The organism is Streptomyces sp. SID12501 (assembly GCF_010550245.1).
Lineage (GTDB): Bacteria > Actinomycetota > Actinomycetes > Streptomycetales > Streptomycetaceae > Streptomyces.
The window spans coordinates 48584-70092 of sequence record NZ_JAAGLU010000007.1 but is presented as its reverse complement, the minus strand read 5'-3'; the positions used below and the strand labels follow the sequence as shown (position 1 = coordinate 70092).

The following is a 21509-nucleotide window of genomic DNA, read 5'->3' as shown; positions in this document are numbered from 1 at the left end:
GCTGAATAGACTGCCCATGTCCAGTGCCTGTCGGCACGCAGATTTGAGAGTCTTGGGGAGAACCCGTCGTGACCGAGCCCCTCTCCGAAAACACCGCCGATGTGATTGTCGTCGGGGCCGGGCCAGCCGGTTCCACCACGGCCTACTACCTGGCGAAGGCCGGACTCGACGTACTGCTGCTGGAGAAGACCAGCTTCCCGCGCGAAAAGGTCTGCGGCGACGGCCTCACGCCCCGGGCGACCAAGCAGCTCGTCGCGATGGGCATCGACATCTCCGAGGAGGCCGGCTGGCTGCGGAACAAGGGCCTCCGCATCATCGGCGGCGGCGTCCGCCTCCAGCTCGACTGGCCGGAACTCGCCTCCTTCCCCGACTACGGCCTCGTCCGCAAGCGCGACGACTTCGACGAACAGCTCGCCCGCCAGGCCCAGAAGGCGGGCGCGCGACTGTACGAACGCTGCAACGTCGGCGCCCCGATCACCGACGACCGCACCGGCCGCATCACCGGCGTGCACGCGAAACTCGGTGAGGACAAGCGCGAGGTCACCTTCCACGCCCCGCTGGTGGTCGCCGCCGACGGCAACTCCACCCGCCTGTCCCTGGCGATGGGCCTGCACCGCCGCGAGGACCGCCCGATGGGCGTCGCGGTCCGTACGTACTTCACCTCTCCGCGCCACGAGGACGACTACCTGGAGTCCTGGCTGGAACTCTGGGACCGGCGAGGGTCCGAGGACCGCCTGCTCCCCGGCTACGGCTGGATCTTCGGCATGGGCGACGGCACCTCGAACGTCGGTCTCGGGGTGCTCAACACCTCGGACTCCTTCAAGGAACTGGACTGGCGCGAGGTGCTGAAGGCCTGGTGTGCGTCGATGCCGGAGGAGTGGGGCTACACCCCCGACAACATGACCGGCCCGATCCGCGGCGCCGCCCTCCCCATGGCCTTCAACCGGCAGCCCCACTACACGAAGGGCCTGCTGCTCGTCGGAGACGCCGGCGGCATGGTGAACCCCTTCAACGGCGAGGGCATCGCCTACGCCATGGAATCCGGCCAGATCGCCGCCGACGTCATCGTCCAGGCCCACGCGCGGGCCACACCGGCCCAGCGGGAGATCGCACTCCAGCGTTACCCGCGCGTGCTCAAGGACACCTACGGCGGCTACTACACGCTCGGCCGCGCCTTCGTGAAGCTCATCGGCAACCCGAAGATCATGAAGATCGCGGCCGATCGCGGCCTGACCCACCCCCTGTTGATGAAGTTCGCCCTGAAGATGCTGGCCAACCTCACCGACCCGACGGGCGGCGACGCGATGGACCGGATCATCAACGGCCTGAGCAAGGTGGCCCCGAAGGCGTGATCGGCGGAGACCTCCTCAGGGGGCGAGGCCATCTCAGAGGGTGAAGGCCTCTCAGGGGGTGAGGGCCTCCTGCTTGGCGGCCCGTCGCGCGAACACCGCCTCGCGACGGTCCGCCACCTGCCGCAGCGCGTCCTTCCGCTCCCGCTTGGAGAGCCGGTCCAGATACACGCGCCCGTTCACATGGTCCGTCTCGTGCTCCAGACACCGGGCGAAGTACCCCGTCCCCTCGACGACAAGCGCGTTCCCGTCCTGGTCGAGCCCGCGCACGACGGCACGATCCGGGCGGGGTACGTCCATCACGGCCCCCGGCACGGACAGGCACCCCTCGCCCTCGTCGAGGAGGCGCCGGTCGCCGGCGTCGAGCGGCTCCAGCACCGGGTTGACGAGGTGTCCGACATGTCGGACACCGTCATCTTCGTCTGCCCTTCTGCTGTGTTGAGTGCCGAGGAAGCACTGAGGCTTCAGCCTCACACAGCCATCCCCCGCAGGGGCTGGACAGCGCAGAAAGGCGGGGGAGGGGGGAGAAGGGTCGAGGGTCGCTGCCCACCAGCGGCAACGACCCTCGCACGTGAATCCCTACAACTGCTCGCTCAGAGAACGCGCACCGCGCCCGACGCCGGGTACCCGGAGAGATCCTGGACGACGACGCCCTTGGACGGGTTGGCCGCGTCCAGGTACTGGCCGTTACCCACGTACACCGCCACGTGGTACGCCGAACCCTTCGCACCCCAGTACAGGATGTCGCCGACCTCGAGGTTCGACAGGGAGACCTCGGTGCCCTGCATCGACTGGTCCTGCGAGACCCGGGGAAGATCCACGCCGACCTGCTTGAACGCGGCCTGGACCAGGGAGGAGCAGTCCCACGCGTTGGGGCCGGTGGCGCCCATGACGTAGGCGTCGCCCAACTGCGCGTTGAGGAAGGCGATGACGGTCGCGACGCTGCCACTCGCGGGGGCGGCCACCTGCGTCGTCTCCGAGGCGGAGCTGGAGCTGGAGCTGGAGGCGGCCAGCGTGGCGCGCTCGGCGGAGCGGGAGACAGCGGCCTCCGCAGCGGCCTTGCGAGCGGCCTCGGCCTTCTCCTTGGCCTCCGCCTTCTGCTTCGCCTCCGCGAGGTCCTTCCTGGCCTCCTGAGCCGCCTTGGCGGCCGCGGCGTCACGCTCGGCAGCGAGCTCGTAGTTCGCGGCGGCCAGCTGCGTGGCGTCCGCGGACTCGGCGATCTGAGTGGCCAGGTCGGCCGTGAGGGTGGGCAGTTCGATGGTCTGCGGCCCGGACTCGGCGGCGTACGCCGCACCGGACGCACCCGCCACTGCCAGGGTGCTGAGAACGCCACCGGCGACTCCGGCGCGTATCGCCAGCGACGAGGTGCCGGCACGCCGGGGCTTCCGGTGGCTTCGTATGTGAGCGGTAGCGGTGTGGGACATGGGTACTAGCGGTACCAGCGACTCCTCCATACCTTCAAGAAACGTGTGGTGCGCCACAGTTGTTCAATCGAGCCCTCAAATTCCTGGACTGTCACTCTTTATTGACGCCGTAACGGGCATTGCGGACATGGGTGATCATGCCTGTGATCATGCACTTTCATCGGTACGCACCAATTGCCCGCTGCCTACCATCGGTTGCGGTCCGTGGCCAACCCCCGATCTTCACGGGCCCTCACTGGTGTGGCGCAGGTCACGGAACGGTCACCGGTCGGGGTGCGTCCCGCGAGGGAATCGCCGATCGCCGTCGCTCGTGAACGCGTGCACGCACGTCAGTGCGTCCACATTCGCCGTGGGGCTCCCTCCGATGTGTGAACGCGCCCCACTATCAAGCAGCCCCGTCCATCTCCAATTTGCATGCAAGAGAAGTCTCTTGATATTGAGACGCCCTTGTGACCTGCGGCGACCGGAGAAAATGTCACCTCTGGTGATCACGTGGACGCTTCGAGTGTGAAGATCACCGCTCATCCGTCTTCATGATCCTTCGTCAGGTGGTGGAGATCACAAAGGTTCGGTAATACCCCGTGTCGCAGATCACAGACGGTCGGGCATAGGATGCGGGGCAGTTGGGCTTGTGACCTGCTTCACATGTTCGCGATCTTCGTCTGGACGGGCGGGGTTGGCGGGCGGACGGGGCGGCGAGGGCCCATGCAATCGCCAACAGTCAGTGCCGACTGAGAGGAGCGAGGAGCGGTGAACGCGTATGCGCCCATCCTCGTACTGGGAGCCCTCGGGGCAGGCTTTGCGATCTTCTCCGTGATCATGGCTTCGCTCATCGGCCCGAAGCGGTACAACCGGGCCAAACTCGAAGCTTATGAATGCGGGATCGAGCCGACACCCACGCCGGCCGGCGGTGGGCGATTCCCCATCAAGTACTACCTGACGGCGATGCTCTTCATCGTCTTCGACATCGAGATCGTCTTCCTCTACCCCTGGGCCGTCACCTTCGACGCCCTGGGTGTTTTCGGGCTCGTGGAGATGTTGCTCTTCGTGCTCACCGTCTTCGTGGCGTACGCGTACGTATGGCGGCGCGGCGGCCTGGAATGGGACTGAGGGGCCTCTAAGACATGGGACTCGAAGAAAAACTGCCGAGCGGATTCCTGCTGACCACCGTCGAGCAGGCCGCGGGCTGGGTGCGCAAGGCGTCCGTCTTCCCCGCCACGTTCGGACTCGCCTGCTGTGCCATCGAGATGATGACCACCGGCGCCGGCCGCTACGACCTGGCGCGCTTCGGCATGGAGGTCTTCCGCGGCTCACCCCGCCAGGCGGACCTGATGATCGTGGCCGGCCGGGTCAGCCAGAAGATGGCGCCGGTGCTGCGGCAGGTCTACGACCAGATGCCCAACCCCAAGTGGGTGATCTCCATGGGGGTCTGCGCCTCGTCGGGCGGCATGTTCAACAACTACGCCATCGTGCAGGGCGTCGACCACATCGTCCCGGTCGACATCTATCTGCCCGGCTGCCCGCCACGGCCCGAGATGCTGATCGACGCGATCCTCAAGCTCCACCAGAAGATCCAGAGCTCCAAGCTCGGCGTGAACGCCGAGGAGGCGGCCCGCGAGGCGGAGGAGGCCGCGCTCAAGGCACTCCCCACGATCGAGATGAAGGGGCTGCTGCGATGAGCGACGCGAACGGCACCGGAGCAGGCGGGGCGACGAACGGGGTCAACCCCGAGAAGGACCTCGCCGCCTCCAACCTCCCCGGCCAGCGCGGCGACGGCGGTGAGGAGATCCGCGTCCAGCGCGGAATGTTCGGCGCCAACAACGGTGGCGACACCTCCGGTTACGACGGACTGGTCCGCTCCGTCCGGCTGCCGGGAGCCTCGGCGCGGCCGTACGGCGGCTGGTTCGACGAGGTCGCCGACGAACTCGAGGGCGCCCTGGAGGAACAGGGACTGGTCCCCGAGAACGTGATCGAGAAGACGGTCGTCGACCGTGACGAGCTGACGTTCCACATCGAACGCGCGTACCTGCTCGGCGTCGCCCAGACCCTGCGCGACGACCCCGCCCTGCGCTTCGAACTCTGCACGGGCGTGAGCGGAGTCCACTACCCGCAGGACAAGGGCCGCGAGCTGCACGCCGTCTACCACCTGCGCTCGATCACCCACAACAGGCTGATCCGCCTCGAAGTCAGCGCCCCGGACAGCGACCCGCACGTCCCGTCCCTGGTCTCCGTCTATCCGACGAACGACTGGCACGAACGCGAGACGTACGACTTCTTCGGGATCGTCTTCGACGGCCACCCGGCCCTCACGCGGATCATGATGCCGGACGACTGGCCGGGCCACCCGCAGCGCAAGGACTATCCCCTCGGCGGCATCCCCGTCGAGTACAAGGGCGCCCAGATCCCGGCTCCGGACCAGCGGAGGTCGTACTCATGAGCACGCAGCACGCAACTCCGCGCGAGACCACCGAGGGCACCGTCTACACGGTCACCGGCGGCGACTGGGACGAGGTCGTCCAGTCCGCGGCCCGTGCCGACGACGAGCGCATCATCGTCAACATGGGCCCGCAGCACCCGTCCACCCACGGTGTGCTCCGCCTCATCCTGGAGATCGACGGCGAGACGGTCACCGAGGCCCGCTGCGGCATCGGCTACCTGCACACCGGCATCGAGAAGAACCTCGAGTTCCGCACGTGGACGCAGGGCACGACCTTCGTCACGCGCATGGACTACCTGACGTCCTTCTTCAACGAGACCGCCTACTGTCTCGCCGTCGAGAAGCTCCTCGGCATCGAGGAACAGGTTCCCGACCGCGCCACCCTGATCCGCGTGCTCCTGATGGAGCTCAACCGGCTGTCCTCGCACCTCGTGTGCATCGCCACCGGCGGTATGGAACTCGGCGCCACCACGATCATGATCTACGGATTCCGTGATCGTGAAATGATTCTCGACATCTACGAGCTCATCACGGGCCTGCGGATGAACCACGCGTACATCCGCCCCGGCGGACTCGCCCAGGACCTGCCGCCCGGCGCGGTGGACCACATCCGCGAGTTCGTGAAGAAGATGAGGAAGAACCTTCCCGAGTACGACAAGCTCGCCACCGGGAACCCCATCTTCAAGGCCCGTATGCAGGACGTCGGTTACCTCGATCTGGCCGGCTGCATGGCCCTCGGTGCCACCGGTCCGGTCCTGCGCTCCACCGGCCTCCCGCACGACCTGCGCAAGTCCCAGCCGTACTGCGGCTACGAGACGTTCGACTTCGACATCCCCACCACCGACACCTGCGACTCCTACGGCCGCTTCCTGATCCGGCTGGAAGAGATGCGTCAGTCGCTCCGGATCGTCGAGCAGTGCCTGGACCGGCTCGAGCCCGGCCCGGTCATGGTCACCGACAAGAAGATCGCCTGGCCCGCCCAACTCGCGCTGGGACCTGACGGCCTGGGGAACTCCCTGGACCACATCAAGAACATCATGGGCACCTCCATGGAGGCCCTGATCCACCACTTCAAGCTGGTGACCGAGGGTTTCCGCGTCCCGCCGGGACAGGCGTACGCGGCCGTCGAGTCACCCAAGGGCGAACTCGGGGTGCACGCCGTCTCCGACGGAGGCACCCGCCCCTACCGGGTCCACTTCCGGGACCCGTCCTTCACCAACCTGCAGGCGATGGCGGCGATGTGCGAGGGCGGCCAGGTCGCCGACGTCATCGTCGCCGTCGCGTCCATCGACCCCGTGATGGGAGGCGTCGACCGGTGACCACCACTCCCGAGGGCGTCAGCCTGGGCATGCCCCAACTGCCCGCGCCCGCTTACCCGGACGACGTTCGAGCCCGGCTCGAAGCGGACTCCCGCGAGGTCATCGCCCGCTACCCGGACTCCCGGTCCGCCCTCCTGCCGTTGCTGCATCTCGTGCAGTCGGAGGAGGGCCACGTCACACGCACCGGGATGCGGTTCTGCGCTGACATCCTGGGCCTGACCACGGCCGAGGTCACCGCGGTCGCCACCTTCTACTCCATGTACCGCCGGGGCCCCTCCGGCGACTATCAGGTCGGCGTCTGCACCAACACCCTGTGCGCGGTGCTCGGCGGCGACGCCATCTTCGAGACCCTCCAGGAGCACCTCGGCGTCGCCAACGGCGGCACCACCGAGGACGGCAAGGTCACCCTGGAGCACATCGAGTGCAACGCGGCCTGCGACTTCGCACCCGTCGTGATGGTCAACTGGGAGTTCTTCGACAACCAGACCCCGGCCAGCGCCAAGCGTCTCGTCGACGACCTGCGCGCGGGCGTGCAGGTCGAACCCACGCGTGGTGCCCCCCTGTGCACGTTCAAGGACACCGCCCGCATCCTGGCGGGCTTCCCCGACACCCGCGAAGGGGCCGTCGAGGCGAGCGGCAGCTCCGGCCCCGCCTCGCTGATCGGGCTCCGGCTGGCCAAGGGCGAGAGCCCCGCGCGCGTGGTGCATCCCAGGGGCGGTGCCTCCAAGGCCGCGCCGCCGCACGACCCGTCGCCCGCCGAGCACCTCAGTTCGCACGACGCGCCGCAGGACACGGCGGCTTCCGACCCCTCCCACCCGGCGGGGCCCGTCACCGAGGAGGGGGAGTGATGACATTGGCACCCGAGATCAACGACACCAGCCCCGAGAAGCTGCTCGCACCCGTGCTGTCGGCCTTCTGGGACGAGGAGCGGTCCTGGAGCCTGGACGTCTACCGGAGGCACGAAGGGTACGAGGGACTCCGCAAGGCCCTCGCGATGACCCCGGACGACCTCATCGCGTACGTCAAGGAATCCGGTCTGCGTGGCCGCGGCGGTGCGGGATTCCCTACGGGAATGAAATGGCAGTTCATTCCTCAGGGAGATGGAAAACCACACTATCTAGTTGTCAACGCCGACGAGTCGGAGCCGGGAACCTGTAAGGACATCCCGCTCCTCTTCGCGAACCCGCACAGCCTCATCGAGGGCATTGTGATCGCGTGTTATGCCATCAGGTCTTCGCATGCGTTCATCTATCTGCGCGGTGAAGTCGTGCCAGTGCTGCGGCGGTTGCACGAGGCCGTACGTGAGGCCTACGCGGCGGGCTACCTCGGCAAGGACGCACTCGGCAGCGGACTCGACCTCGAACTCACCGTGCACGCCGGCGCGGGCGCGTACATCTGTGGTGAAGAGACCGCACTGCTCGACTCGCTCGAAGGCCGCCGGGGTCAACCGCGGCTCCGTCCCCCCTTTCCTGCCGTCGCAGGGCTCTATGCGTGCCCAACTGTTGTAAATAACGTCGAGTCGATCGCGTCGGTTCCCGCGATTCTGCAAAAGGGCAAAGAATGGTTCCGGTCGATGGGAAGCGAGAAGTCCCCGGGCTTCACGCTCTACTCGCTCAGTGGCCATGTCACCAATCCGGGCCAGTACGAGGCCCCGCTCGGCATCACGCTCCGCCAACTCCTCGACATGAGCGGCGGAATGCGCTCCGGCCACCGGCTGAAGTTCTGGACGCCGGGCGGCTCCTCGACACCGATGTTCACCGACGAGCACCTCGACGTCCCTCTTGACTACGAAGGAGTGGGCGCCGCGGGTTCCATGCTCGGCACAAAAGCACTCCAGTGCTTCGACGAGACCACCTGCGTCGTCCGGGCGGTCACCCGCTGGACCGAGTTCTACGCCCACGAGTCCTGCGGCAAGTGCACTCCCTGCCGTGAAGGAACGTACTGGCTCGTGCAGTTGCTGCGCGACATCGAAGCCGGCAAGGGCGCCATGTCCGACCTCGACAAGCTGAACGACATCGCCGACAACATCAACGGCAAGTCCTTCTGCGCCCTCGGCGACGGCGCCGCCTCGCCGATCTTCTCCTCCCTCAAGTACTTCCGCGAGGAGTACGAGGACCACATCACGGGCCGGGGCTGCCCCTTCGACCCGGCCAAGTCCACGGCCTGGGCCGACCGCACGGAGGTGAACGCATGACGGTGACCACGAGCGCTCCCTCCGGAGGGGGCGACGCGGCGGTCCCGCCGGAAGATCTCGTCTCGCTGAAGATCGACGGCATCGACATCAGCGTGCCCAAGGGCACCCTGGTGATCCGCGCCGCCGAACAGCTCGGCATCGAGATCCCGCGCTTCTGCGACCACCCCCTCCTCGACCCGGTCGGCGCCTGCCGCCAGTGCATCGTCGAGGTCGAGGGCCAGCGCAAGCCCATGGCGTCCTGCACGATCACCTGTACGGACGGGATGGTCGTCAAGACCCACCTCACCTCGCCGGTGGCCGAAAAGGCCCAGCACGGTGTGATGGAGCTGCTCCTCATCAACCACCCGCTCGACTGCCCGGTCTGCGACAAGGGCGGCGAGTGCCCCCTGCAGAACCAGGCCATGTCGCACGGCCAGGCGGAGTCCCGCTTCGAGGGCAAGAAGCGGACCTACGAGAAGCCCGTACCGATCTCCACGCAGGTGCTGCTCGACCGTGAGCGGTGCGTGCTGTGCGCCCGCTGCACCCGGTTCTCCAACCAGATCGCGGGCGACCCGATGATCGAGCTGATCGAGCGCGGCGCGCTCCAGCAGGTCGGTACCGGTGAGGGCGATCCCTTCGAGTCGTACTTCTCCGGGAACACGATCCAGATCTGCCCGGTCGGCGCGCTGACCTCGGCGGCGTATCGCTTCCGCTCCCGCCCCTTCGACCTCGTCTCCTCGCCCTCGGTGTGCGAGCACTGCTCCGGCGGCTGCGCCACCCGCACCGACCACCGGCGCGGCAAGGTCATGCGGCGCCTGGCGGCCAACGAGCCCGAGGTCAACGAGGACTGGATCTGCGACAAGGGACGCTTCGGCTTCCGGTACGCGCAGAAGCCCGACCGTATCCAGACGCCCCTCGTCCGCAACGCCGACGGCGTCCTGGAGCCCGCCTCCTGGCCCGAGGCGCTGGAGGCGGCGGCGCAGGGACTCCTCGCGGCCCGCAGTCGTACGGGTGTTCTCACCGGCGGCAGGCTCACCGTCGAGGACGCCTACGCGTACAGCAAGTTCGCGCGCGTGGCCCTCGACACCAACGACATCGACTTCCGCGCGCGCGTGCACAGCGCCGAGGAGGCCGACTTCCTGGCCGCCCGGGTCGGCGGACGCGGACGCGACCTCGACGGTACGGGTGTCACGTACACCTCCCTGGAGAAGGCGCCCGCGGTCCTGCTGGTCGGGTTCGAGTCCGAGGAGGAGGCGCCCGGCGTCTTCCTGAGGCTTCGCAAGGCCTGGCGGGGACACGGACAGAAGGTCTTCTCGCTCGCCACGCACGCGACGCGCGGTCTGGAGAAGGCCGGCGGCACGCTGCTGCCCGCCGCCCCCGGCACCGAGACCGAGTGGCTGGACGCGCTCGGCAGCGGGTTCGGGCTGGAGGAGAGCGGGGTGACCGCCGCCGAGGCGCTGCGCACCGAGGGTGCGGTGATCGTCGTAGGAGAGCGGCTGGCCGCTGTGGCGGGCGGGCTCACCGCCGCCGTACGGGCCGCTTCCACGACCGGCGCCCAGCTGGTGTGGATCCCGCGCCGGGCGGGGGAGCGCGGTGCCGTCGAGGCCGGCGCGCTGCCCTCGCTGCTGCCGGGCGGCCGTCCGGCGACCGACCCGCGCGCGCGGGACGAGGTCGCCGTCGCCTGGGGTGTGGCCGAGCTTCCGCACCGCTTCGGCCGCGACACCGGCCAGATCGTCGAGGCCGCCGCCGGGGGCGAGTTGCAGGCACTGGTGGTCGCCGGCGTCGAGGTCGCCGACCTGCCCGATCCGCCACGCGCGCGTGAAGCCCTTCGTGAGGTGGGCTTCCTGGTGTCGCTGGAGCTGCGGCCCAGCGAGGTCACCGAGTACGCCGACGTCGTACTCCCGGTCGCCGCGGTCGCCGAGAAGGCGGGCACCTTCCTCAACTGGGAGGGCCGGGGCCGTCCCTTCGAGGCCGCGCTCAAGCCCGAGCAGATGACCCGGCGCCTGGCGCCGTCCGACGCCCGGGTGCTCCAGATGCTGGCCGACGCCATGGACGTACACCTGGGGCTCCCGGATCTGCGGACCGCGCGGCTGGAACTGGACCGACTCGGGTCCTGGGACGGGACCCGGGCCGGCAACCCGCGGGAGATCGGCGCCCAGTTGCCGCGTCCGGCCGCCGGGGAAGCGGTCCTCGCCGGGCACCGGCTGCTGCTCGACCAGGGACGTCTCCAGGAGGGCGACGACGCGCTCGCCGGGACGCGGCACGCCGCACACGCGCGTGTGTCGGCCGCCACGGCCGCCGAAGCCGGTGTCAAGGAGGGCGATCTGCTCGCCGTGACCGGTGCCACCGGGACGGTCGAACTCCCGCTCAGGGTCACCGAGATGCCCGACCGCGTGGTCTGGCTGCCGCTGAACTCCACCGGAGGCGGCGTCGCCTCCGACACCGGGGCGCTGCCCGGCGCACTCGTCCGCATCGGCCCGGCGACCCTCGCCTCCGACGCACCCAAGGAGGTGGAGGCATGAGCCCGTACCTCGCCGCTGAAGACCTCTCCCTGTTCGGCACCGACCCGTGGTGGCTGGTCGTCGTCAAGGCGGTCTTCTGCTTCGCCTTCCTGATGATCACCGTGCTGTTCTCCATCGTGTGGGAACGCAAGGTCGTCGCCTGGATGCAGCTGCGCATCGGCCCCAACCGGCACGGCCCCTGGGGCATGCTCCAGTCGCTCGCCGACGGCGTGAAACTGATGCTCAAGGAAGACCTGATCGTCAAGCGCGCGGACAAGGTGGTGTACATCCTCGCGCCGGTCATCGCGGCCATCCCGGCCTTCATGGCGATCGCGGTCATCCCGTTCGGACCGGCCGGCAACGAGGTCTCGATCTTCGGCACCCGTACGACGATGCAGCTCACCGACCTGCCGATCGCGATGCTCTACATCCTCGCGGTCGCCTCGGTCGGCATCTACGGCATCGTCCTCGCGGGCTGGAGTTCCGGATCCACCTACCCCCTGCTGGGCGGTCTGCGGTCCTGCGCGCAGATGATCTCGTACGAGATCGCCATGGGCGCCGCCTTCGCCTCGGTGTTCCTCTACTCCGGATCGATGTCGACCTCGACCATCGTCGAACAGCAGCACGACCGCTGGTACATCGTCCTGCTGCCGGTCTCCTTCCTCATCTACATCGTGACGATGATCGGCGAGACCAACCGCGCCCCCTTCGACATGCCGGAGTCCGAGGGCGACCTGGTCGGTGGCTTCAACACCGAGTACTCGTCGATCAAGTTCGCGCTGTTCATGCTCGCCGAGTACGTCAACATGGTGACCGTCTCGGCCGTGTCGGTGACGCTCTTCCTGGGCGGCTGGCGGGCTCCCTACCCCATCAGCACCTTCTGGGAGGGCGCCAACCACGGCTGGTGGCCGATGCTCTGGTTCGTCATCAAGGTGCAGCTGCTGCTGTTCTTCTTCATCTGGCTGCGCGGCACTCTCCCGCGCGTGCGCTACGACCAGTTGATGAAGCTCGGCTGGAAGGTCCTCATCCCGGTCTCGCTGGTCTGGCTGATGCTCGTCGCGACCGTACGGACCCTGCGCAACGAGAACTACGACTTCGCCGACATCGCGCTCTACGTCGGCGGCGGTGTCCTCGCCCTGCTGCTGCTCTCCTTCGTGGTCGACATCTTCCGCGACCGGGGCAAGGCGGAGCAGACGGCCGCCGCCGAGCCCGTCGCCTTCGACCCGATGGCGGGCGGATTCCCCGTACCGCCACTGCCGGGACAGGAGGCGCCGGCGGTGCCCCGCAGGCGCCCGCGCCGTGAGCGCGAGTTGATTGTCAGTGGTGGGCCCGGCAGTGCTAGTCCCGGGGGACACCCCCGGACCCCCGGCGACAGTGACGGATCTCTGGATGGAAAGGAGGCGTCCGATGGCTGAGGAGCCAAAGGAGACCGGGCAGACGAAGCCCGGCTTCCAGAACCCCGTGGCCGGCTTCGGCGTGACCTTCAAGGCCATGTTCAAGAAGCGGCTGACCGAGCAGTACCCCGAGCAGGAGAAGACCACCGCTCCCCGGTTCCACGGACGGCACCAGCTCAACCGCCATCCGGACGGCCTGGAGAAGTGCATCGGCTGCGAACTGTGCGCCTGGGCCTGCCCCGCGGACGCCATCTATGTGGAGGGCGCCGAAAACACCGACGAAGAGCGCTACTCGCCGGGCGAGCGGTACGGCGCGGTCTACCAGATCAACTACGCCCGCTGCATCCTGTGCGGGCTGTGCATCGAGGCGTGCCCCACGCGCGCGTTGACGATGACGAACGAGTTCGAGCTGGCCGACACCAGCCGCGCCAACCTCATCTACACCAAGGAACAACTGCTCGCCGGACTCGACGAGGGCATGGTCGAATCGCCCCACTCGATCTTCCCGGGCACCGACGAACAGGACTACTACCGGGGGCTGGTCACCGAGGCAGCGCCCGGCACGGTGCGTCAGGTAGCCGTCTCCAGGGGCGAGAAGCCAGAAGAAGAGGGGGTGGAAGCATGAGCAGCGCGCTCGCCGCCTACTCCACCTCCACGGGTGAGGCGTTCCAGTTCTGGGTGCTCGGCAGCGTCGCCGTGGCCGGTGCCCTGTGCACCGTCTTCATGAGGCGGGCCGTGCACAGCGCGCTCTGTCTCGCCGGAACCATGATCATCCTGGCCGTGTTCTATCTGGCCAACGGCGCCTACTTCCTGGGCGTCGTCCAGATCGTCGTCTACACCGGCGCGATCATGATGCTGTTCCTCTTCGTGGTCATGCTCGTCGGTGTCACCGCCGCGGACTCCCTCAAGGAGACCATCAAGGGCCAGCGCTGGCTGGCCCTGCTGTGCGGGCTCGGCTTCGGCGTCCTCCTGGTCGCGGGCATCGGAAACGCCTCGCTCAAGGAGTTCGCCGGGCTTGGCCAGGCCAACGCGAACGGCAACGTGGAGGGCCTGGCCGCCCTCATCTTCACGAAGTACGTGTTCGCCTTCGAGATCACCGGCGCCCTGCTGATCACGGCCGCTGTCGGCGCCATGGTGCTCACGCACCGCGAGCGCACCGAGCGTGCCAAGACCCAGCGCGAGATGTCGGAAGAGCGCGTGCGGGGCAAGCACCTGCCACCGCTGCCCGCTCCCGGTGTGTATGCCCGGCACAACGCGGTGGACGTCGCGGGCCTGCTGCCCGACGGCACCCCGGCCGAACTGTCGGTCATGCAGACGCTGCGTCAGCGCGGCCAGATCCGTGATGTGTCCGCCGAGGCCATCAACGACCTCAAGGCCCTGGAACAGCGCGCCGAGGACCGTCTGGAGCGCACCAACATCGGCTCGAACGGTCGCTCGGACAGCGGGGAGGCGTCGAAGTGAACCCGGTCAACTACCTCTATCTCGCCGCCCTGTTGTTCACGATCGGCGCCACCGGCGTCCTGATCAGGCGAAACGCGATCGTCGTCTTCATGTGCGTCGAGCTGATGCTCAACGCCTGCAACCTCGCGTTCGTCACCTTCTCCCGGATGCACGGCAATCTCGACGGGCAGGTCATCGCCTTCTTCACGATGGTCGTCGCCGCCGCGGAGGTCGTCGTCGGGCTCGCGATCATCGTGTCCCTGTTCCGTTCCCGCCACTCGGCCTCGGTCGACGACGCCAGCCTGATGAAGCTGTAAGGGGTCGCTGAACCGTGAACGCTGAGAATCTGATTGCGCTGCTGGTTGCGGCGCCTCTGCTCGGAGCGGCCGTACTGCTGTGCGGCGGCCGGCGGCTGGACGCCGTCGGCCACTGGATCGGCACGGCGCTGGCCGCCTGCTCCTTCGTGATCGGCGTGGTCCTCTTCGCCGACATGCTGGGCAAGGACGCCGAGCACCGCGCCCTGATGCAGCACCTGTTCAGCTGGGTCCCCGTCGAGGGCTTCCAGGCCGACGTCGCCTTCCAGCTCGACCAGTTGTCGATGACGTTCGTCCTGCTGATCACCGGCGTCGGCTCGCTGATCCACGTGTACTCGATCGGGTACATGGAGCACGACGAGCGGCGCCGCCGCTTCTTCGGCTACCTGAACCTGTTCCTCGCGGCGATGCTGCTGCTCGTCCTCGCCGACAACTACCTTCTGCTGTACGTCGGCTGGGAGGGCGTCGGCCTCGCCTCGTTCCTCCTGATCGGCTTCTGGCAGCACAAGCCCAGCGCCGCGACCGCCGCCAAGAAGGCGTTCCTGGTCAACCGCGTCGGCGACATGGGCCTGTCGATCGCCATCATGCTGATGTTCACCACCTTCGGGACCTTCACCTTCGGGCCGGTCCTCGAAGCCACCGGTGAGACGGGTGAGGGCAAGCTCACCGCCATCGCCCTGATGCTGCTGCTCGCGGCCTGCGGCAAGTCCGCCCAGGTGCCGCTGCAGTCCTGGCTCGGGGACGCGATGGAGGGCCCGACCCCGGTCTCGGCCCTCATCCACGCGGCGACGATGGTGACCGCCGGCGTGTACCTGATCGTCCGGTCCGGGGAGATCTTCAACGCGGCGCCCGACGCCCAGTTGGTGGTCACCGTGGTCGGCGCCGTCACGCTCCTCTTCGGTGCGATCGTCGGTTGCGCGAAGGACGACATCAAGAAGGCGCTGGCCGGCTCGACCATGTCGCAGATCGGCTACATGATCCTCGCGTCCGGCCTCGGCCCCATCGGCTACGTCTTCGCGATCATGCACCTGGTGACCCACGGCTTCTTCAAGGCCGGACTGTTCCTCGGCGCCGGCTCGGTCATGCACGGCATGAACGACGAGGTCGACATGAGGAAGTACGGCGGCCTGCGCAAGCACATGCCCGTCACCTTCGTGACCTTCGGCCTCGGCTACCTCGCCATCATCGGCTTCCCCGGTCTGTCCGGCTTCTTCTCCAAGGACAAGATCATCGAGGCGGCGTTCGCCAAGGGCGGCACCGAGGGCTGGATCCTCGGCGGCGTGGCCCTGTTGGGCGCGGCCATCACCGCGTACTACATGACGCGCGTGATGCTGATGACGTTCTTCGGCGAGAAGCGCTGGCAGCCCGACGAGAACGGCAACGAGCCGCACCCGCACGAGTCCCCGAAGTCCATGACGATCCCCATGATCGTGCTGGCCTTCGGGTCGGTCTTCGCGGGCGGGATCTTCGGCATCGGCGACCGCTTCCTGAACTGGCTGGAGCCCGTCACCGAGCACGCGCACGGACACCCGCCGATCAGCGCCCTCACGGTCACGCTGTCCACCATGGTCGTGCTCGTCATCGGCGTCGGCACCGCGTACGCCCAGTACGGGCGCCGTCCGGTTCCGGTGGTCGCCCCGCGCGGGTCGCTGCTCACCCGGGCCGCCCGGCGCGACCTGCTCCAGGACGACTTCAACCACGTCGTCCTGGTCCGCGGCGGAGAGCACCTCACGCGCTCCCTGGTGTACGTCGACCACACCCTGGTCGACGGGGTCGTCAACGGTACGGCGGCCTCCATGGGCGGCCTCTCCGGACGGCTCCGCAAGCTGCAGAACGGCTACGCGCGCTCGTACGCGGTCTCGATGTTCGGGGGTGCGGCGATCCTCATCGCCGCGACCCTGCTGATGAGGGCGGTCTGATACCGATGTCCTTTCCCCTCCTGACAGCGACGGCGGCGCTCCCGGCCCTCGGGGCGATCGCCACGGCGGCCGTACCGGCCGCGCGGCGCACCGCCGCCAAGTGGCTGGCGCTGCTCGTCTCGCTCGCCACGCTGGTGCTCGCGGCGGTCGTCCTGGTGCGCTTCGACCCGGGCGGCGACCGCTATCAGCTCACCGAATCCCGCGCCTGGATCAAGGACTTCGGGGTGCGGTACGAGCTGGGCGTGGACGGCATCGCCGTGGCGCTCATCGCGCTGACCGCGCTGCTGATCCCGTTCGTGATCCTGGCCGGCTGGCACGACGCCGACCCCCTGGAGACCGGGGACGCATCTCTTAGCAGCTTCGCTGCGGGGCGCTGGCGGCCCACCCAGGGCTTCTTCGCGCTGATCCTGGCCGTCGAGGCGATGGTGATCATCTCCTTCGAGGCCACCGACGTCTTCCTCTTCTACATCTTCTTCGAAGCCATGCTCATCCCGATGTACTTCCTCATCGGCGGCTTCGGGGACCGTGCCCACGAGCACGGCGAGGAAACGGCGTCCACGCAACGCTCGTACGCGGCCGTGAAGTTCCTCCTCTACAACCTCGTCGGCGGCCTGATCATGCTGGCGGCCGTGATCGGCCTCTATGTGGTGGCCGGGAACTTCTCGCTCACGGAGATCGCCGCCGCGCGGGCCAACGGCTCGCTGCACATGGCGACGAACACCGAACGCTGGCTGTTCCTGGGCTTCTTCTTCGCCTTCGCGGTGAAGGCGCCGCTGTGGCCGCTGCACACCTGGCTGCCCAACGCCATGGGGGAGGCCACCACGCCGGTCGCCGTGCTGATCACGGCGGTCGTCGACAAGGTGGGCACCTTCGCGATGCTCCGCTTCTGCCTCCAGCTGTTCCCGGAGGCGTCGAAGTGGGCGACGCCCGTCATCCTCGTACTGGCGCTGATCAGCATCATCTACGGGGCGCTGCTCGCGGTCGGGCAGCGGGACATCAAGCGGCTGGTCGCGTATGCGTCGATCTCGCACTTCGGGTTCATCGTCCTGGGCATCTTCGCGATGACCAGCCAGGGCCAGTCGGGCGCGACGCTGTACATGGTCAACCACGGGATCTCGACGGCCGCGTTGATGCTGGTGGCCGGCTTCCTGATCTCGCGGCGCGGCTCGCGGCTCATCGCGGACTACGGAGGCGTCCAGAAGGTCGCCCCGGTGCTCGCCGGCACGTTCCTGATCGGTGGGCTCGCGACCCTGTCGCTCCCGGGCCTCGCGCCCTTCGTGAGCGAGTTCCTGGTCCTGGTGGGCACGTTCGCGCGCTATCCGGTGGTCGGCATCATCGCCACCTTCGGCATCGTCCTCGCCGCGCTCTACACCCTCGTCCTCTATCAGAGGACGATGACGGGCCCGGTGAAGGCGGAGGTCGCCGAGATGCCGGATCTCAGGCTGCGTGAACTCGTGGTCGTGACGCCACTGATCGTGCTGCTGATCTTCCTGGGTGTCTATCCGAAGCCCTTGACGGACATCGTCAACCCGGCGGTCAAGCAGACCATGTCCGACGTCCAGAAGAAGGACCCCCAGCCCGAGGTGGAGGCGGCCAAGTGAGCGCAGCAGCCGTCCACAGCCTGTGGACAACGGCGGCCGATCCGATTTCCAAGATCGACGCGCCGAAGATCGAATACGGGCAGTTGTCGCCCACCCTGATCGTCATCGGTGCGGCGATCATCGGGATCCTCGTCGAGGCGTTCGTGCCTCGCAAATCCCGCTACTACGTACAGCTGTTCGTGTCCGTCGTCGCTCTCGTCGCCGCGTTCGCCGCGGTCGTGGGGCTCGCGACGAGCGGGTACGGCACCACCAAGGCCGGCATCGCGGCCATGGGCGCGATCGCCGTCGACGGGCCCGCACTGTTCCTGCAGGGCACGATCCTGCTCGCGGGACTCGTCGGACTGTTCACCTTCGCCGAACGGCGCCTCGACCCCGAGGCCCACGGCAACCGCGTCGACTCGTTCGCGGCGCAGGGCGCGTCCGTGCCGGGCAGCGACAGCGAACAGGCCGCGGTGAAAGCCGGGTTCACCACCACCGAGGTGTTCCCGCTGCTGCTGTTCGCGATCGGCGGCATGCTGGTCTTCCCCTCGGCCAACGACCTGCTGACCCTGTTCGTGGCCCTGGAAGTCTTCTCGCTCCCGCTGTACCTGCTGTGCGCCCTGGCCCGCCGCAAGCGGCTCATGTCGCAGGAGGCCGCGGTCAAGTACTTCCTGCTCGGCGCCTTCGCCTCCGCGTTCACCCTGTTCGGCATCGCCCTCCTGTACGGCTATGCGGGCTCGGTGTCGTACGGGACGATCGCCCAGGTCGTCGACGGCACCGTCAAGAGCGTCGACCCGGCACTCGCCGACACCATGGGCAACGACGCGCTGCTGCTCATCGGCGCCGCGATGATCGTCATGGGTCTGCTCTTCAAGGTGGGCGCCGTGCCGTTCCACATGTGGACGCCGGACGTGTACCAGGGCGCGCCCACCCCGGTGACGGGCTTCATGGCGGCGGCGACGAAGGTCGCGGCGTTCGGCGCGCTGCTGCGGCTGCTGTACGTCGTGCTGCCGGGCCTGCGCTGGGACTGGCGGCCGGTCATGATGGGTGTCGCGGTCGTCACCATGCTGGGCGGCGCGATCGTCGCGATCACCCAGACCGACATCAAGCGACTGCTGGCCTACTCGTCCATCGCGCACGCCGGGTTCATCCTCGCGGGTGTCATCGCGATGACACCGGACGGGGTCTCCTCCGTCCTGTTCTACCTGGCCGCGTACTCGTTCGTGACGATCGGGGCGTTCGCCGTCGTCACCCTGGTGCGGGATGCCGGGGGCGAGGCGACCCACCTGTCCAAGTGGGCAGGGCTGGGACGCCGGTCGCCGCTGGTGGCCGCCGTGTTCGCGGTGTTCCTGCTGGCCTTCGCCGGCATTCCGCTGACCTCCGGCTTCGCCGGGAAGTTCGCCGTGTTCAAGGCGGCTGCCGAGGGCGGCGCGGGATCGCTGGTGGTGGTCGGTGTGATCTCGTCGGCGATCGCCGCGTTCTTCTACATCCGGGTGATCGTGCTGATGTTCTTCAGCGAGCCCCGGCCGGACGGCCCCACCGTCGCCGTGCCGTCGCCGCTGACCATGACGGCGATCGGGGTGGGGGTGGCGGTCACCGTGGTGCTGGGTGTGGCGCCGCAGTACTTCCTCGACCTGGCGAACCAGGCGGGCGTCTTCGTGCGCTGAGCAGCTGGTGCCGTATCAGACAACATTCGCCCCGTTGTGACGCGCCGTCCGGGTACAGGTCCGGGCGGCGCGCGTCGTCATGCTGTCCTGGTGGCCCACTCAGCCTCCAGCCTCAGCTCCACCCCCACCCCCACGACACCCGACGTCGCTGAGGCCGTTTGGCAGATCAACCACATCGGATGTCTGGCGGAACAAGCATGCCCAGGACGAGGGCCTACGTGCGGTCGTGAACTGGGCGAATGTCGCCTGACACGGCCGCACCCCGACGGAACAAGGCCGTCCACAGGAACGTCACGCCGAACAGTGCTGACTCAGGTGGTTCCTCACGCATGCGACGCAGTTCGACCTCCTCCAGGTCAGAGAAGATCCAGCGCAGCGATTCGGGTGTGTAGGCGAGGCCGCCCTGCAAATCGCGTTCACGGTAGAGGTCCGCGTCGGCGACTTCCGACCCCGTTCCTGCCTCGCCGGCGGCGAAGCAGGTGAGTGCGAGATGGCCGCCAGGTGCGAGGACGCGGTCGAGGAGGGCCAGGTAGCTGACGCGGCGGTGCGGCGACAGGTGATGGAAGCACCCTGAGTCGACGACCAGCTCGTACGGGCCGTTCAACTCGGTGACGGGGAGGGCGAAAGCGTCACCGCACAGGAAGCGGATGTCGGCTCCGGCCTCGTGAGCCTGGTCCTCGCCCCAGGCGACAGCAACGGGAGAGAGGTCGACGGCGTTCACCTCGAAGCCGCGCGATGCGAGGTACAGAGCATTGCGGCCCGGCCCGCACCCCAGGTCCAGGGCCCGACCGGGAGCAATCAGGCCCTGGTCCAGGTAGGCGGCCAGGTTCTCGTCCGGCTTGGACACGAAGAACGGGACCGGCCTTGACCGGTCGGCATAGAAGCGGTCCCAGAAGCCCTTGCCGTCGCCCGTCGCCAAGCGGCCGGTCTCGGATTCAGATACGAAGAGCCCGTCCAAGAGCGCGAGAACGTCCTCGACAGTGCGTACGGTCCGGTGCATCCGCCCCCCTTTCGACTGCGACCGATGGTAGGAACGTCGGGCATGAAAGGCCAGTTCAGGCTGCATATCGCGATGGCTGGAGTGCGCTGCTGCAGCCCACGGAGAAGGCAAGGAAGGAACCCGATCCAGCCCCCGGCCCCGCGTCCGCCCAAGCACCCATCAGGGGCCATCAAGGGACCATCCTCGGCGGCGTCGGGGAGATTATTCCGACGAAATTTCCAGCGGTTCCACAGGGCGAACGTTGTCTGATGCGGCACCGGTTTCACGCATCGCGCCGGGGCCCGGTGTGTGTTCACGGCGTCGGGCACGTCACCGTGGGGTTCCAACGGGCGAACATGCCGCTGGGGTTCTTCTTCCAGAGCCAGACGTGCAGGTCGTAGTGGATCGGCATGCCGGGCTCGTGGCCGAGCATCGGACCGTCGAAGGGGAGGCCGAACAAGCTGGGACGGTCGTCGTCGGTCGCCAGATTCTGGTCCTTGTCCACCACGATCCACTCCGCGGCGACGAGCCTGCGCGAGTCGGCGCCGGAGCTCGGGGCGCCGACAGCCGGAACGCTCATGTCCGGCGCGTCGAGGTCGTCGACCCAGCTCGCATCGGACGCCTCGTCCATCCAGTCCTCGTTGGCCCTGTCCTCGTACAGCAGAGCGGCCGGCTTCGCTGGATCGAGTGAACCGTAGAGCTTCTCGTTGATGTAGTGGAATCCCATCCCGCCGAGCGTCGGGTGGGTTGCGCAGAAGGCGGGCTTGTAGCCGTCCGTCACGGCGGACGGGGCGTACTGGTACTTCGCGGTGCCTTCGAGCGTCTTTGCCAGCTCGGTCCAGACCGTGGGGTCAGCGGGGTCGACCGGCGCGGAGTGCGCGGGGGCGACGGCCAGGGAGAGGGATGCGGCGGCCGTGGCGAGGGCGACGGCGACCTTGAGCTGGCGGCGGGGCATGTGGGCACTCCTTGAGCGGGAGAGGGCGCGGGAGGGCGCCGGTCCGAGAGGCGCACGC

Annotated in this window: 18 protein-coding genes and 1 pseudogene; 15 read left to right on the top strand and 4 right to left on the bottom strand. The window is 68.1% G+C overall.

The window, feature by feature from the left end; genetic code table 11:
- Positions 1-68 precede the first annotated feature (68 nt).
- Positions 69-1352: a geranylgeranyl reductase family protein gene (locus G3I71_RS09735; protein WP_164313562.1), complete on the top strand. Its 1284-nt coding sequence runs from the start codon at positions 69-71 to the stop codon at positions 1350-1352.
- Positions 1353-1403: 51 nt separating this feature from the next.
- Here the strand turns inward: G3I71_RS09735 and G3I71_RS09730 are convergent.
- Together G3I71_RS09730 and G3I71_RS09725 are read right to left on the bottom strand one after the other, a co-directional pair.
- Positions 1404-1769, bottom strand: a pseudogene (locus G3I71_RS09730) (peptide deformylase); the annotation flags it as partial.
- Between the two features lie 173 nt (positions 1770-1942).
- The gene (locus G3I71_RS09725) at positions 1943-2803 is read right to left on the bottom strand and encodes a C40 family peptidase (RefSeq protein ID WP_164313561.1); all 861 of its coding nucleotides are present in this window, start codon (positions 2801-2803) and stop codon (positions 1943-1945) included.
- A gap of 720 nt (positions 2804-3523) precedes the next feature.
- On the opposite strand from G3I71_RS09725, the gene G3I71_RS09720 reads away from it, so the two are divergent.
- From G3I71_RS09720 to nuoN, 14 genes are read left to right on the top strand one after another with little or no spacing between them, the layout of a single operon-like run.
- A complete protein-coding gene (locus tag G3I71_RS09720; protein ID WP_005476348.1) occupies positions 3524-3883 on the top strand; it encodes an NADH-quinone oxidoreductase subunit A in 360 nt (119 codons plus the stop codon).
- Between the two features lie 14 nt (positions 3884-3897).
- Positions 3898-4452 carry an NADH-quinone oxidoreductase subunit B family protein gene (locus G3I71_RS09715; protein ID WP_006382209.1) on the top strand — a complete coding sequence of 185 codons (555 nt, stop codon included), beginning with the start codon at positions 3898-3900 and terminating at the stop codon, positions 4450-4452.
- Entirely contained in the window at positions 4449-5210 is a 762-nt protein-coding gene (locus tag G3I71_RS09710) for an NADH-quinone oxidoreductase subunit C (RefSeq protein WP_164313560.1), read from the top strand. The genes G3I71_RS09715 and G3I71_RS09710 overlap by 4 nt, the downstream gene beginning before the upstream one ends.
- The gene (locus G3I71_RS09705) at positions 5207-6529 is read left to right on the top strand and encodes an NADH-quinone oxidoreductase subunit D (RefSeq protein ID WP_164313559.1); all 1323 of its coding nucleotides are present in this window, start codon (positions 5207-5209) and stop codon (positions 6527-6529) included. Before G3I71_RS09710 ends, G3I71_RS09705 begins: the two co-directional genes overlap by 4 nt.
- A 29-nt stretch (positions 6530-6558) precedes the next feature.
- Positions 6559-7377 carry an NADH-quinone oxidoreductase subunit NuoE gene (nuoE, locus tag G3I71_RS09700; RefSeq protein ID WP_164313753.1) on the top strand — a complete coding sequence of 273 codons (819 nt, stop codon included), beginning with the start codon at positions 6559-6561 and terminating at the stop codon, positions 7375-7377.
- Positions 7374-8723, top strand: coding sequence for an NADH-quinone oxidoreductase subunit NuoF (nuoF, locus tag G3I71_RS09695; protein ID WP_343242897.1), 1350 nt, complete (start codon positions 7374-7376; stop codon positions 8721-8723). Before nuoE ends, nuoF begins: the two co-directional genes overlap by 4 nt.
- Positions 8720-11224, top strand: a complete 2505-nt coding sequence (locus tag G3I71_RS09690; RefSeq protein ID WP_164313557.1) for an NADH-quinone oxidoreductase subunit G — start codon at positions 8720-8722, stop codon at positions 11222-11224. The genes nuoF and G3I71_RS09690 overlap by 4 nt, the downstream gene beginning before the upstream one ends.
- A complete protein-coding gene (nuoH, locus tag G3I71_RS09685; protein WP_164313556.1) occupies positions 11221-12618 on the top strand; it encodes an NADH-quinone oxidoreductase subunit NuoH in 1398 nt (465 codons plus the stop codon). The genes G3I71_RS09690 and nuoH overlap by 4 nt, the downstream gene beginning before the upstream one ends.
- Positions 12611-13222: an NADH-quinone oxidoreductase subunit NuoI gene (gene nuoI, locus G3I71_RS09680; RefSeq protein WP_164313555.1), complete on the top strand. Its 612-nt coding sequence runs from the start codon at positions 12611-12613 to the stop codon at positions 13220-13222. Before nuoH ends, nuoI begins: the two co-directional genes overlap by 8 nt.
- Entirely contained in the window at positions 13219-14058 is an 840-nt protein-coding gene (locus G3I71_RS09675) for an NADH-quinone oxidoreductase subunit J (protein WP_164313554.1), read from the top strand. Before nuoI ends, G3I71_RS09675 begins: the two co-directional genes overlap by 4 nt.
- Positions 14055-14354 carry an NADH-quinone oxidoreductase subunit NuoK gene (gene nuoK, locus G3I71_RS09670; RefSeq protein WP_006382214.1) on the top strand — a complete coding sequence of 100 codons (300 nt, stop codon included), beginning with the start codon at positions 14055-14057 and terminating at the stop codon, positions 14352-14354. Before G3I71_RS09675 ends, nuoK begins: the two co-directional genes overlap by 4 nt.
- Before the next feature lie 14 nt (positions 14355-14368).
- Entirely contained in the window at positions 14369-16270 is a 1902-nt protein-coding gene (gene nuoL / locus G3I71_RS09665) for an NADH-quinone oxidoreductase subunit L (protein ID WP_164313553.1), read from the top strand.
- Positions 16271-16275: 5 nt separating this feature from the next.
- Complete coding sequence (locus G3I71_RS09660; RefSeq protein ID WP_164313552.1) at positions 16276-17871, top strand: NADH-quinone oxidoreductase subunit M; 1596 nt, start codon at positions 16276-16278, stop codon at positions 17869-17871.
- Positions 17868-19517: an NADH-quinone oxidoreductase subunit NuoN gene (nuoN, locus tag G3I71_RS09655; protein WP_164313551.1), complete on the top strand. Its 1650-nt coding sequence runs from the start codon at positions 17868-17870 to the stop codon at positions 19515-19517. Before G3I71_RS09660 ends, nuoN begins: the two co-directional genes overlap by 4 nt.
- 214 nt (positions 19518-19731) lie before the next feature.
- On the opposite strand, the gene G3I71_RS09650 is transcribed toward nuoN, so the two are convergent.
- Both G3I71_RS09650 and G3I71_RS09645 read right to left on the bottom strand, forming a co-directional pair.
- The gene (locus tag G3I71_RS09650; protein WP_164313550.1) at positions 19732-20517 is read right to left on the bottom strand and encodes a class I SAM-dependent methyltransferase; all 786 of its coding nucleotides are present in this window, start codon (positions 20515-20517) and stop codon (positions 19732-19734) included.
- A gap of 292 nt (positions 20518-20809) precedes the next feature.
- Complete coding sequence (locus G3I71_RS09645) at positions 20810-21451, bottom strand: hypothetical protein (protein WP_164313549.1); 642 nt, start codon at positions 21449-21451, stop codon at positions 20810-20812.
- Between the last annotated feature and the right edge of the window lie 58 nt (positions 21452-21509).